Raw genomic sequence first — 12712 nt, 5'->3', positions numbered from 1 at the left:
AGGAGCGGCATGTTCAGGGCTGGCAGTGCGATTCGTTGCGCATCGGCGTAAGATATGTGCGCATTCAGGCAGCGCCACTGCCCGTTCATGAGCATTCAGGAAACGTTATGACCAACAAGCAGCGTTTGATTTACTCGGTACTGATCGCCCTCGGCGTGCTGGCGATCATGCTGGGCTTGTCGCACTTGCAGAACAGCGGTGCGATTACCGAAAAAACCTTTCAGTACATCGCCATCAGCGTGGCGGTGCTGGTCGTGATCCTTAACGGGATCATGCGCCGCAAGGTCAAGCGTTAAGCCAGGCCCGACCGATTGTCCTCGCCGGTGTCACTGGGCGAGGCCCTTGCTGGCGTCGCCCAGCCATTGCGCCGCGCGAGGATGCAGGCTGTAGGTCTTGTCGTCATTGAGATGAATCACACCTTCATCGCACAAGCGTTTGAGCACTTCGCGCACGCTCAGAAACGATAACGGCACGTCCAGCCTGAGCAACTGACTGTGAACGCCCCGCACCCCCAGCGGCTGGCCTTCCTCGCTGGAGACCAGAAGCGCGTCGAGCACCTTGAGCCTGACCAGGCTGGTGCGCAGGCCGAAACTCTTGAGCAGCAAGCGAATGTGCTCGTTGCCCGGCCGCTCGGGTTCGGTGGCAGGCGCCTGTGCCTGTGCAGCCAGCGCGGTTTGCCGCAGCAGGGTGCGAGTCGTGACTCCTTGGCGATTGAACATCCACAGCTCCTTTTCAGGCTTTCTTAACAAATCGTGCGTTTTCGACACTCTCATTTACTAAGACGAACGAGCTTGGCAAAACCTCAGTTCCGAACGAAAAAAAATGCCCGGCCCGGCGCACACATTCGCGCTGCGGTGATGGTGAGGTTCAGGGTAGATGAAGATCTGCGGGAGATGAGGCGATTCATCCGGTTGTGTGCGGATGTTGAAATACGCTCTGAACAGGCCTGTCTGTCAGCCTTTCGGTGCGTCGGGCACGCGCCGGTTAAGCACGGGGTTGCCATTCTGATTCTGGGTGACATACACCGGCAGCACCTTGGGCAGCGAAGCCAGCAGGTTCGACAGATCGCGGGTGTTATAGCTGCCGCCAATGCGCATCGCCCCGGTCGCGGTATCCGCGAGCAGGATAGGCGTCGACAAGTAACGATTGATCAACGGCAGCGCCTGACTAAGGGGCAGGTCATTGAAGATCAGCTTGCCATTGCGCCATGCCAGGCTGGTGTCCCGAGCGTCGGTCTGGCGGATTGACGGCGCTTCGTCACCTGCTTTGTAGCTTGCCTGCATGCCCGGTTCCAGGCGCTGACCAGCGGTGTGATGCGCACGGTCGCTGTTGACCTGAACCGAGCCGTCGACCAGCGTGACGCGCACCTGATCCTGATACATCCACACATTGAAGCGCGTGCCCGTCACTTTGATGCTGCCCTGACCGGCATCGACGACGAACGGGTGCGTGTTGTCGTGGCTGACTTCAAAGAAGGCTTCGCCAGCCTTCAACGTGACACTGCGTCGATCTCGGTAGTTGGCGTAGGTCAGCTCGGTGTCCAGATTGAGTTCTACACGGCTGCCGTCGGCCAGTACCACCAGGCGTGTGGCGTTGCCAGCGCTGTAGGAGTGATAGGTGTCCGGCAGCCAGCCCTGATTCCAGCCGACATAAGCGGCAACCGGTATGGCCAGCGCAATCACGGCAGCCGCCGCAGCATGCGGTGCCCAGCGACGCGTGCGGCGAGGAACGGCCGGGCTGGCTTGCAGTGAGTCGATGGCGATGGCAGGCGCAGGGTGCAGCGGCTCGATCTGCCCGGTAATGTCCCAGACTTCCACCATTGCCTGGTACTCGGCCGCATGCAGCGGGTGCGCGGTCAGCCACTGCTCGAAAGCTTTGCGCTCGGCGTCCGTGCAGTCGTCAGCCTGCAGCCGCACGCACCACTGCGCGGCAGCATCGGTGATCGAATCGCGTTCTGCCTTGCTGAAGAGAGGGTCGCTCATGGGCGCTCCGGCCATTACCGTTCACGCATTCTACCCCCGGAACTCGCGCAGAGAGAACATTCGCAAGTGCTTGTCTGACAATGTGTTGCGTATTTCTTCGTGAATGTAAGCGCCTCTCATTGATGCCGGAGTAGTCCTTCAAGGATGAGAGCGCTACTCTCGGGGTCCACGATTTTTCGTCTTGTTGCCGCCAAAGGGAGTTTCAGATGCGTGACATAGAAAGTGACCAGCAGACCCGGAGCCTTTCGTTTCAGCAACTGTCAGCGCTGTTGCGGCAGATCTTTCTGACCCATGGCACGTCACCGGACGTCGCGGATGTGCTGGCCGAAAACTGCGCCAGCGCCCAGCGCCCAGCGCGACGGGGCGCACAGCCATGGCATCTTTCGCATCCCGGGCTATCTGTCCTCGCTGGCCAGCGGCTGGGTCGATGGCAAGGCCGTGCCGGTGGTCGAGGACGTGGGGGCTGCGTTTGTCAGGGTCGACGCGTGCAACGGTTTTGCCCAGCCTGCACTGGCGGCCGCCAGATCGCTGCTGATCGACAAGGCACGCAGCGCAGGGATTGCCATTCTGGCGATCCGCAGTTCTCATCATTTCGCAGCGCTTTGGCCCGATGTCGAACCGTTCGCAGAGCAAGGTCTGGTTGCCCTGAGCATGGTCAACAGCATGACCTGCGTGGTGCCTCATGGCGCAAGTCGCCCGCTGTTTGGCACCAACCCGATCGCGTTCGCCGCACCGCGCGCAGGCGGCGAGCCGATGGTGTTCGACCTGGCCACCAGCGCCATTGCCCATGGCGACGTGCAGATCGCCGCTCGTGAGGGGCGATCACTGCCAATGGGTATGGGCGTTGATCGTGACGGCCAGCCGACAGAGGATCCACGCGCGATTCTCGACGGCGGCGCGCTGTTGCCGTTTGGCGGGCATAAAGGCTCTGCGCTGTCGATGATGGTCGAACTGCTGGCGGCGGGGTTGACCGGTGGTAACTTCTCGTTCGAATTCGACTGGTCGAAGCATCCCGGTGCGCAGACCCCGTGGACAGGCCAATTGGTGATTGTGATCGATCCTGACAAGGGCAGCGGCCAGCCGTTTGCGCAGCGTAGCGAGGAACTGGTGCGCCAACTGCATGGCGCAGGTCAGCAACGCCTGCCAGGTGAGCGGCGCTACAGCGAGCGGGCGCGCTCCATGGCGCAGGGGATCGCCATCGCTCAGCATGATTTTGAACGCTTGCAGGCGCTGGCGGGAAATTGAACCGTTTACACATTCTCTGACCATTCGTCGCTACCGGCCTTGTGCAGAAGCTCGGATATAAATACTGTATGCATGAACAGTGCGAATGAATGAGGTCGGTCATGTCCCTTGAGTCAGTGCAAAACCAGTCAGCGCAAAACCCGGTTGTTCAATACTCTCGCACGCTTTCAACCGTCAATGAGATGCAGCGAGAAGATTTCCTCAGAATGGCGGCTGCATTGCGCCAGTTCAATGCCTATGAGCCGGACGTCTCCATGGCCATCGCCGCAGCCCGGTCGGGCAATGAATTTCGGTAGGCGAGTGCGATGGAGTAACCGGCCAGCCATCAGCCCCGAACATTTCGTGTTGATTGAGAATATATGGAACGTATATGCTTCGTATATTCTGATTGAGGTGAATAATGGGTCTGGTCAAAATTTCCGAACACATGCACGCCAACCTGCGTTCCGCCAGCGTTGCGCTTAGTCGATCCATCAATGCTCAGGCTGAACACTGGATGCGCATCGGCATGCTTGCCGAATTGCACCCGACGCTGGATTACAGCGAAATCTGCCAGATGCTGATCCGTATCGAGAGCGCAGGCGACACAGTGCTGACGACGCAAACCTTCAGCGTTTCAGAGCCTGCGCTTGCCAAGGCGGCTTCATGAGCAGTGCTATCGGTCTCAAGACCGAACAGGACCTCGTGCAACTGCGCGTTGCGGGCAGGCTCGCTGCCGACGTGTTGGCGATGATCAAGCCCTACGTCAAGGCTGGCGTCAGCACCGAAGCGCTGGACGACATTTGTAACGAATACATCGTCAAAGAGCTGAAGGTGATCCCGGCCAACGTCGGCTATCACGGTTTCACCAAAACCACCTGTATTTCACCCAATGCGGTGGTTTGCCATGGGATTCCGTCAGCCAACGATATCTTGAAGGACGGCGATATCGTCAATATCGATGTCGCGGTGATCAAGGATGGCTGGTATGGCGATACCAGTCGCATGTATCTGGTCGGGGAGGTCAGCCCCTTGGCCAGGCGTCTGGTCGACACCACCTACGAGGCGACCCGCGCCGGTATTCACGCGGTGCGTCCAGGCGCCACGCTGGGTGATATCGGCCATGCCATCCAGAGCGTTGCCCACCGTGAAGGCTTCAGTGTGGTACGCGAATACTGTGGGCACGGGATCGGGCGCAAGTACCACGAAGAGCCTCAAGTTCTTCACTACGGTACGCAAGGCAAAGGTCTGCGGCTGAAAGAAGGCATGGTGTTTACCATCGAGCCCATGATCAACGCCGGCAAGGCGGGCACCAAGACGTTGCCGGACGGCTGGACGGTGCTGACCAGCGACCTTTCCTTGTCGGCTCAGTGGGAGCACATGGTCGCTGTCACTTCAACCGGGTTCGAATTGCTGACGCCCTGGCCCGATGGCACGGGTGATTACCCGGCTATCTTACCGAGTTTATCTCCTTCGAGCGCGAAAATGGCCTTGTCGAAAGGCCATTTTTGTCCGCCACAATCAGGCTAAGGCATGCATCTTTTCCAGTGCACATTGGTGATGCCAAAGCCCTGAGCCTGCAAAATGGCTTCTCGTATCGGCCCTCCAGAGATCTTGCCGCTGACAGCTCCCACGCCTGCATGCAGCGTCGCGCAATGCAGCGCGTCGCTTTGGCACAGGAGGGGTGTCTGATGCAGAAAGGTGCGTGGCTGCCCCTCGAATTGATAGTGAATCTCAAACTCCAGTTGATGGGTCATGGTGGCCTGCCTGAAGGGGCGCAACATGGCGCCGTCTTAAAATGATACAGCGAGGTTTTGGCGGCCCGACGTGAAAGCGCCGGGCTGGCCTGTCATTTTGAGATCGATTCAGGCTTCACCACGTTACATGGCCTCGATCGTACTGCTGTGCCTGCAGCGTAGAACGACAATCAGCCATATCTGGATCCAATCATCGGTTGTCCGATGAGTGGGCGAAAGACTCATTCAAACGCGTGAATTTTTCGTTCTCATTGATTCAAGCGGGAGTTTCTATCCCCTGAACGAGTCATTTGCACGACTTCATGTCGACCGGCCCTACAAATTCATTGCCGTGACCCATCACGCACGCCACTCGTTGGTTACGCTGGAGCTCCCAGGCCTGGGTCGGGTAGGTCTTGTCCCAGGCCTGATAGAGTTGCAGATCCTGGCGGGACAGTCTCAGGTTGTAGTGTTTGCTCATGTAGAAATAAGTCCGGGCAATCATGCCGCGAATCGAGGGGCGAGGCATGACCTTCCTGGCTTTGAAGTCCACTTGCGTCAGGCACGAACCGTATTGGCCTTTTTGCTCGGGAATCCAGCCATAACTGAAGTTGCTGCGATCACCGTTAACCTCGCCGATGCTGGGCACCAGATTATGCAGATCAGCTTCAGCGTGTTTGTAGACATCATCGGTTTTCGTGCAGTTCTTGCGGCCGCCTTTTTGCCAGCACTGACGCTGATGACCTATCTGCCAGGCCGGTACGATGTGTTCCCATTCGATACGGCTGGCGCGTTTGGCGTTCTTGCGCGGAACGTAGCCACAACCGGCCAGATCGACCCGTTTGCCGGTGTACTTGCAGCCGCAATAGAATTCGGTGGATTGCGGCGCATACAGGCCCCAGCCGACTTTCTTGGCTTCACTGAAGGTGCGCGGAGCGTCGGCGTGTGCGGTAAATGAGGCGGTGATGAGCAGGGTGGTGCAGAGCAGGGCAGAAAATCCAGACATCATGCCGTCAGTCTTCCTTCGGCAACGTCCAGAATATTTGCACGCCACCGTCGTCGCGCCAGGCGAGGGTGACGTTATCGTTCTCGGCGATCTCTTCAAGGAGCTGCGCCCAGTCGTCCTCGGATTCGTCAGGTTGACGAAAGAGCAGAGCCGCTCTGGACTTCTGCGCAGTGGGCGAGTTGATGATCTTCTGCACCCGAATACCCATACGCTCGTAAGGGCCCGGAGTGGAGGGGGTCGCTGCGGTTTGTTTTGCCACGGAAATGATCCCAGAGTCTGCTGTACGGGCATACAGTATTTCAGAGTGGGATCTTTCGCAACATCTATGTAGGAAAAATGCCCGAAGTGGCACACTATCCTGTCGAACAAAAACTAATGCTTCTGGAGTCGCGTATGAATATCAAGTCACTGACTTTCCCGATGCTGGCCGCTGCCGCCGTGCTGTTGGCAGGCTGTTCCACACCCACGGTGGTGACGCTGCAGGACGGCACGCAGTACGTCACCCAAGACATGCCCAAAACCAAAACGCGTGATGGTTTCTACGAGTTCGAGGATGTATCGGGCAAGACGATCAGGATCAAAGCCGCCGAAGTGGCCACGGTCAAGCCTGAGGATTAACAGGAAGCCCTTTCGGGAGCGAGCAGCCTTGCTCCCGAAAGGGCGTGCGTATGAACGATCACGGCACACAGATTTCGCCTTCAGCCGATTGACAAACCCTACAGCTTTTTCCATAGTTCGCTCCTCGCAAACGTTTGCGCGTCGATGCCCCGCATCGAACCTGCGTCGTTCGCCCGAACAATAATCACAAGATCGGAGATGAACTCATGAAGCTGCCATTTGCTGGACGCCTTCTCGCTGTCGCCATGTTTGCTGCCGTTACGGCAGTCATGCCCCTCTCTGCTGCAGTTGCCCAGACCCCGGAAAAACCCAAAGTCGCGCTGGTCATGAAATCACTGGCCAACGAATTCTTCCTGACCATGGAAGATGGCGCCAAGGCCTATCAGAAAGAACACGCCAACGAATTCGACCTGGTCTCCAACGGGATCAAAGACGAATCCGACACCTCGGCGCAGATTCGTATCGTCGAGCAGATGATCGTGTCCAGAGTCGACGCGCTGGTGATTGCGCCTGCTGACTCGAAAGCGCTGGTGCCGGTGCTCAAGAAAGCCACCGACGCCGGGATCAAGGTCGTCAACATCGACAACCAGCTCGATCCCGATGTGCTCAAAAGCAAAAACCTGCAAATCCCGTTCGTAGGGCCTGACAACCGCAAGGGTGCTGAACTGGTAGGCGACTATCTGGCCAAGCAGCTCAAGGCCGGCGACGAAGTGGGCATCATCGAAGGTGTGTCGACCACCACCAACGCTCAGCAGCGCACCGCCGGGTTCAAGGACGCCATGGACAAAGCGCAAATGAAGGTCGTGTCCACGCAGTCCGGCAACTGGGAAATCGATAAGGGCAATGCCGTGGCGTCGGCGATGCTCAATGAATACCCGAACCTGAAAGCACTGCTGGCCGGCAACGACAGCATGGCGCTGGGTGCCGTTTCGGCAGTGCGCGCGGCGGGCAAGGCCGGCAAGGTCATGGTGGTGGGTTACGACAACATCAATGCGATCAAGCCGATGCTCAAAGATGGCCGTGTTCTGGCCACGGCTGACCAGTACGCAGCCAAACAGGCAGTCTTCGGCATTGAAGCTGCGCTGAAAGCGGTCAAGGGTGAAAAGGTCGATACCAACGAAAAAGGCGTTATCGAAACGCCAGTAGAACTCGTTACCAAACCCTGATCCACGCTGAGTGAAAAAGCGCCCGTCCGCAGAGGACGGGCGCTGGGAGAAATGTATGTCAGCGTCTGCTCAGACAGCTGTTCTTTCGGTTAGCGGCATTGGCAAAACCTACGCTCAACCCGTGCTTGGCGATGTCGACCTGACATTGATGCGTGGCGAAGTGCTGGCCCTGACCGGGGAAAACGGTGCCGGTAAAAGCACCTTGTCGAAAATCATCGGCGGGCTGGTAACGCCCACCACCGGACACATGGAATTTCAGGGCCAGCCTTATCAGCCTGCCAGTCGCACGCAGGCGGAAAAGCTCGGCATTCGCATGGTCATGCAGGAGCTGAACCTGCTGCCGACGCTGACCGTTGCCGAAAACCTGTTTCTCGACGATCTGCCACGCAGGGCTGGCTGGATCGACCGCAAGCGCCTGCGCGAAAACGCGATCAAAGCCATGGCCCAAGTGGGACTGGACGCCATCGATCCCGACACGCTGGTCGGTGAACTGGGTATCGGTCATCAGCAGATGGTCGAGATCGCCCGCAACCTGGTCGGCGACTGTCATGTGCTGATCCTCGACGAACCCACTGCCATGCTGACCTCGCGCGAGGTTGAAATGCTGTTCGAGCAGATCACACGCCTGCAGGCGCGTGGCGTCTCGATCATCTACATTTCTCACCGGCTTGAAGAAATTGCCCGGGTGTCTCAGCGCATCGCTGTGCTGCGTGACGGCAAGCTGGTGTGTGTCGAACCGATTTCCCGCTATAGCAGCGAGCAACTGGTCACCCTCATGGTTGGCCGGGAGCTGGGCGAGCACATGGACATGGGCGCCCGCCAGATTGGTGAAGTGGCGCTGTCGGTCAAAGGGCTCAGCCGCGCAGGCAAGGTTCAGGATGTTTCGTTCGACGTACGGCGCGGCGAGATCTTCGGTATTTCCGGGCTGATCGGTGCCGGGCGAACCGAATTGTTACGCCTGATTTATGGTGCAGACAGTGCCGACAGCGGGGTCATCGAGGTCGGTCAGCCGTTGCAAGCCGTTACCATCCGTTCACCTGCCGATGCGGTAGAGCATGGCATCGCCCTGATCACCGAAGACCGCAAGAGCGAAGGGCTGCTGATGTCGCAATCGATCAGCGCCAACATCGCGCTGGGCAACATGCATTCCATCGCCAAAGCCGGCGTGGTCAACGCTGACCTGGAGCTGAAACTGGCAGAGCGCCAGGTGGCAGCCATGCGCATTCGCAGCTCGAGTCCGACTCAACTGGTGTCCGAGCTGTCCGGCGGCAATCAGCAGAAAGTGGTGATCGGCCGCTGGCTGGAGCGCGACTGCCCGGTCATGCTGTTCGACGAGCCGACCCGAGGCATCGACGTCGGTGCCAAATTCGATATCTACGCGCTGCTGGCCGAATTGACCCGTCAGGGCAGGGCGTTGGTGGTGGTGTCCAGTGATCTGCGCGAATTGATGCTGATCTGTGACCGGATTGGCGTGCTGTCAGCCGGGCGTCTGATCGACACCTTCGAGCGCGACAGCTGGACCCAGGACCAATTGCTGGCCGCTGCCTTCGCCGGTTACCAGAAGCGTGATGCGCTGCTCAATGATGCAGCGCCCAGGAACGACTCATGAAAAATACGCCTTCTCCGATGCTGACCGTGCCGTCCCGCCGCAGCGCCAACTACTTCGGCCTCGGCACCTATATCGGGCTGGCGGGCGCATTGCTGGTCATGATTGTGCTGTTCTCATTGCTCAGTGATCACTTCCTGTCCTATCAGACGTTCAGCATGCTGGCCAACCAGATCCCCGATCTGATGGTGTTGTCGGTCGGCATGACGCTGATTCTTATCATCGGCGGTATTGACCTTTCAGTCGGGTCGGTACTGGCGCTGGCCGCTTCAGCTGTCAGCGTGGCCATTCTCGGTTGGGGCTGGAGCGTGTTTCCGGCGGCACTGCTGGGCATCGCCTGTGCCACGCTGGCCGGTACGATCACCGGTTCCATCACTGTGGCCTGGCGTATTCCATCGTTCATCGTCTCCCTCGGTGTGCTGGAGATGGCGCGAGGCGCGGCCTACCAGATGACCAACTCGCGTACCGCTTACATCGGCGATTCGTTTGCCTGGCTGTCCAACCCGATTGCGTTCGGTATCTCGCCTTCCTTCATCATTGCGCTGCTGGTGATCTTCATTGCCCAGGCGGTACTGACGCGCACGGTGTTCGGTCGTTACCTGATCGGCATCGGCACCAACGAAGAAGCGGTGCGCCTGGCGGGCATCAACCCCAAGCCGTACAAGATTCTGGTGTTTTCGCTGATGGGCATGCTGGCCGGTGTGGCGGCGCTGTTCCAGATCTCGCGTCTGGAAGCCGCTGATCCAAACGCCGGCGCCGGTCTGGAGTTGCAAGTCATCGCCGCGGTAGTGATCGGTGGCACCAGCCTGATGGGCGGGCGCGGTTCGATCATCAGCACCTTCTTCGGCGTGCTGATCATCTCGGTGCTCGCGGCAGGTCTGGCACAGATCGGGGCGACCGAGCCCACCAAACGCATCATCACCGGTGCGGTGATCGTGATCGCGGTGGTGCTGGACACCTATCGCAGTCACCGGGCGCGGCGCCAGGGCTGATATGGCAACCATCAAGGACGTCGCGGCACTGGCGGGGATTTCCTACACCACGGTTTCCCACGTGCTGAACAAGACCCGGCCGGTCAGCGAACCGGTCCGGCTCAAGGTCGAAGCGGCCATTGCGCAGCTGGATTACGTTCCCAGTGCGGTTGCGCGGTCGCTCAAGGCCAAGACCACCTCGACCATTGGCCTGTTGATTCCCAATGGCATGAACCCGTACTTCGCCGAACTGGCGCGGGGCATCGAGGATTACTGCGAACGTAACGGCTTTTGCGTGATCCTCTGTAACTCCGATGACAACCCGGAGAAACAGCGTGGCTATCTGCGTGTGTTGCTGGAAAAGCGCGTAGACGGTCTGATTGTCTCTTCGGTGGGCGGCGACGCGGGTATTGCAGGCGGTCTTGCCGACGTACGCACGCCACTGGTGATCGTCGACCGCGAGCTGGACGGCATCGACGCCGACATGGTTCGTATCGACCACGAACAGGGCGCGTGGCTGGCGACCCGGCATCTGCTGGCGCTGGGGCATCGGCACATTGCCTGCATCGGTGGGCCGCTCAAAAGCACGGTGGCCGAAATGCGCCTGGCGGGCTATCGGCGCGCCATGCAGGACTCATCTGTCGAGGTCGGCCCCGAATGGGCGCTGCACAGCGAATTCACCAGCTCTGCCGGTTACGAGGCGGCGTGCCAGCTACTGGCCGGGCATCCGCCGACCGCGATTTTCGCCGGCAACGACGTCATTGCCATCGGTGTGTTGCGGGCCGCCGCCGAGCGCTCGATTCGCGTGCCTCAAGACCTGTCGGTCATCGGTTTCGATGATATCCAGATGAGTCGCTACGTTTATCCAGCGTTGACCACCGTGGGGCAGTCGATCACGCAACTGGGCGAAACCGCCGCTGAAATGCTGTTAAGCAGAATCGCTGCACCTCATGCCGGTCCTGTCGAAAAGCGACTCGTGACGCCCTGCGTCGTGGTGCGCGAGTCCACGGCAGCGCCGCACACTTTGTCCAACGAATGACGCGCACGCACAGCAACGGATCAATAAGCCATGCAAGCAAAAATAGTGATAGTGGGCAGTCTGAACATGGACCTGGTCATCCGCGCCCAGCGTTTGCCGCGCCCAGGTGAAACGCTCAACGGCGAAACCTTCGATACCGTGCCCGGCGGCAAAGGCGCCAATCAGGCGGTGGCCGCAGCGCGCCTCGGTGCCAGTGTGGCGATGATCGGCTGCGTGGGAGCTGATGCTTATGGCGAGCAATTGCGTGACGCGCTGCTGGCCGAGCGCATCGACTGCCAGGCGGTGACCGTCGTCGAGGGCGTGGCCACCGGAATCGCTTCGATCGTGGTCGACGCCAACAGTCAGAACGCGATCGTCATCGTTGCCGGTGGCAATGGCCGGCTCGATACGGCCCTGATCGATCGTTTCGATGCGCTGCTGGCCGGCTCCGAGATCGTCATCTGCCAGCTGGAAGTGCCGACCGAGACGGTTTTTCACACCCTGGCTCGTGCCCATGCGCTGGGCAAGACCGTCATTCTTAATCCGGCCCCGGCCAGCGCACCGTTACCGGCAAACTGGTACGGCCTGATCGACTACCTGATTCCCAACGAGAGCGAGGCTCAGACCCTCACCGGCGTCAACGTCGACTCATCGGCCTCGGCTGAGCAAGCAGCGGCTGCGATGCTGGCAGCTGGCGCGCGCAACGTCATTATCACCTTGGGCGAGCGCGGAACCCTGTTCGCCAGTGCCGCTGGCGTGGAACATATTGCCGCGCGTCATGTACAAGCCGTGGACACCACCGCCGCAGGTGATACCTTTGTCGGCGGTTTTGCGGCGGCGCTTGCCGCAGGGCAGGGCGAATCCGAGGCGATTCGCTTCGGTCAGGCCGCGGCAGCCATCTCCGTCACCCGTGCCGGTGCCCAGCCGTCCATCCCGACGTTCGAGGAAGTAAAGGAATTCAATTCGCTATGAAAAAAACACCGCTGCTCAATATCGCCATCTCGCGCGTGATCGCGTCGCTGGGGCATGGTGACATCCTGATGATTGTCGACGCCGGAATGCCGGTGCCGGCCGGGGTCGAACTGATCGACCTGGCGCTGACCCGCGGTGTGCCGGATTTCGTCAGTGTGCTGGATGTCGTGCTCAGCGAAATGCAGGTTGAAAGCCACGTACTGGCCAGCGAGATGGCTCAGGTCAAACCGCCTGCCTTGCAGGTCATCGAGGGCCTGAATCTCGACGATCAGTTGGGCCAGCAGCGCTGGATGAGTCACGAAGATCTCAAGGTCTTGAGCCGTCAGGCCAAGGCCATTATCCGCACCGGAGAGTGCCAGCCTTACAGCAATGTGGCGCTGGTGGCCGGGGTGGTGTTCTAGCTCGTTAAGAAA

At 59.6% G+C, this 12712-nt stretch carries 15 protein-coding genes and 2 pseudogenes; 12 read left to right on the top strand and 5 right to left on the bottom strand.

Annotated features, from left to right (window positions below; genetic code table 11):
• Positions 1-107 precede the first annotated feature (107 nt).
• Positions 108-296: a hypothetical protein gene (locus BLT55_RS10925; RefSeq protein WP_042911721.1), complete on the top strand. Its 189-nt coding sequence runs from the start codon at positions 108-110 to the stop codon at positions 294-296.
• Positions 297-326: 30 nt separating this feature from the next.
• Here BLT55_RS10925 and BLT55_RS10920 read toward each other — a convergent pair whose 3' ends face one another.
• Both BLT55_RS10920 and BLT55_RS10915 read right to left on the bottom strand, forming a co-directional pair.
• A complete protein-coding gene (locus BLT55_RS10920) occupies positions 327-719 on the bottom strand; it encodes a hypothetical protein (protein WP_054999244.1) in 393 nt (130 codons plus the stop codon).
• A 234-nt stretch (positions 720-953) separates the two neighbouring features.
• Positions 954-1982, bottom strand: a complete 1029-nt coding sequence (locus BLT55_RS10915; protein ID WP_054999245.1) for a FecR family protein — start codon at positions 1980-1982, stop codon at positions 954-956.
• Positions 1983-2188: 206 nt separating this feature from the next.
• On the opposite strand from BLT55_RS10915, the pseudogene BLT55_RS10910 reads away from it, so the two are divergent.
• From BLT55_RS10910 to map, 4 genes and pseudogenes are all read left to right on the top strand, one after another.
• Positions 2189-3227 (top strand): annotated as a pseudogene (locus tag BLT55_RS10910) (Ldh family oxidoreductase).
• Positions 3228-3343: 116 nt separating this feature from the next.
• Positions 3344-3523 carry a hypothetical protein gene (locus BLT55_RS10905; RefSeq protein ID WP_162234939.1) on the top strand — a complete coding sequence of 60 codons (180 nt, stop codon included), beginning with the start codon at positions 3344-3346 and terminating at the stop codon, positions 3521-3523.
• 104 nt (positions 3524-3627) lie between these two features.
• Positions 3628-3876 (top strand): ParD-like family protein, encoded by a 249-nt coding sequence (locus tag BLT55_RS10900; RefSeq protein WP_007249872.1) that lies wholly within the window; start codon positions 3628-3630, stop codon positions 3874-3876.
• Positions 3873-4661, top strand: a pseudogene (gene map / locus BLT55_RS10895) (type I methionyl aminopeptidase); the annotation flags it as partial. The gene BLT55_RS10900 and the pseudogene map, both read left to right, overlap by 4 nt.
• A 71-nt stretch (positions 4662-4732) precedes the next feature.
• Here map and BLT55_RS10890 read toward each other — a convergent pair.
• The 3 genes from BLT55_RS10890 to BLT55_RS10880 all read right to left on the bottom strand — a co-directional run bounded on the left by BLT55_RS10890 (position 4733) and on the right by BLT55_RS10880 (position 6207).
• Positions 4733-4963, bottom strand: coding sequence for a DUF6555 family protein (locus BLT55_RS10890; RefSeq protein WP_054999247.1), 231 nt, complete (start codon positions 4961-4963; stop codon positions 4733-4735).
• 286 nt (positions 4964-5249) lie between these two features.
• Positions 5250-5951 carry an endonuclease gene (locus BLT55_RS10885; protein ID WP_054999248.1) on the bottom strand — a complete coding sequence of 234 codons (702 nt, stop codon included), beginning with the start codon at positions 5949-5951 and terminating at the stop codon, positions 5250-5252.
• Between the two features lie 4 nt (positions 5952-5955).
• Entirely contained in the window at positions 5956-6207 is a 252-nt protein-coding gene (locus tag BLT55_RS10880) for a DUF1654 domain-containing protein (protein WP_042912973.1), read from the bottom strand.
• A gap of 134 nt (positions 6208-6341) precedes the next feature.
• Here BLT55_RS10880 and BLT55_RS10875 point away from each other — a divergent pair, with 134 nt between their 5' ends.
• From BLT55_RS10875 to rbsD, 7 genes are all read left to right on the top strand, one after another.
• Complete coding sequence (locus BLT55_RS10875) at positions 6342-6566, top strand: YgdI/YgdR family lipoprotein (protein ID WP_007249868.1); 225 nt, start codon at positions 6342-6344, stop codon at positions 6564-6566.
• A gap of 245 nt (positions 6567-6811) precedes the next feature.
• Complete coding sequence (locus BLT55_RS10870) at positions 6812-7732, top strand: sugar ABC transporter substrate-binding protein (protein WP_371745352.1); 921 nt, start codon at positions 6812-6814, stop codon at positions 7730-7732.
• 55 nt (positions 7733-7787) lie between these two features.
• Positions 7788-9341, top strand: a complete 1554-nt coding sequence (locus tag BLT55_RS10865) for a sugar ABC transporter ATP-binding protein (RefSeq protein WP_054079418.1) — start codon at positions 7788-7790, stop codon at positions 9339-9341.
• Positions 9338-10330, top strand: coding sequence for an ABC transporter permease (locus BLT55_RS10860; RefSeq protein ID WP_054999249.1), 993 nt, complete (start codon positions 9338-9340; stop codon positions 10328-10330). Before BLT55_RS10865 ends, BLT55_RS10860 begins: the two co-directional genes overlap by 4 nt.
• A 1-nt stretch (position 10331) precedes the next feature.
• Positions 10332-11348: a LacI family DNA-binding transcriptional regulator gene (locus tag BLT55_RS10855; protein ID WP_007249863.1), complete on the top strand. Its 1017-nt coding sequence runs from the start codon at positions 10332-10334 to the stop codon at positions 11346-11348.
• Between the two features lie 30 nt (positions 11349-11378).
• The gene (gene rbsK / locus BLT55_RS10850; RefSeq protein WP_054999250.1) at positions 11379-12299 is read left to right on the top strand and encodes a ribokinase; all 921 of its coding nucleotides are present in this window, start codon (positions 11379-11381) and stop codon (positions 12297-12299) included.
• A complete protein-coding gene (rbsD, locus tag BLT55_RS10845; protein ID WP_054999251.1) occupies positions 12296-12700 on the top strand; it encodes a D-ribose pyranase in 405 nt (134 codons plus the stop codon). Before rbsK ends, rbsD begins: the two co-directional genes overlap by 4 nt.
• Positions 12701-12712: the final 12 nt, after the last annotated feature.

It is taken from the genome of Pseudomonas cannabina, assembly GCF_900100365.1.
Lineage (GTDB): Bacteria > Pseudomonadota > Gammaproteobacteria > Pseudomonadales > Pseudomonadaceae > Aquipseudomonas > Aquipseudomonas cannabina.
Note: the sequence above shows the minus strand (reverse complement) of the source record. Positions and strands in the feature narration are given on the sequence as shown.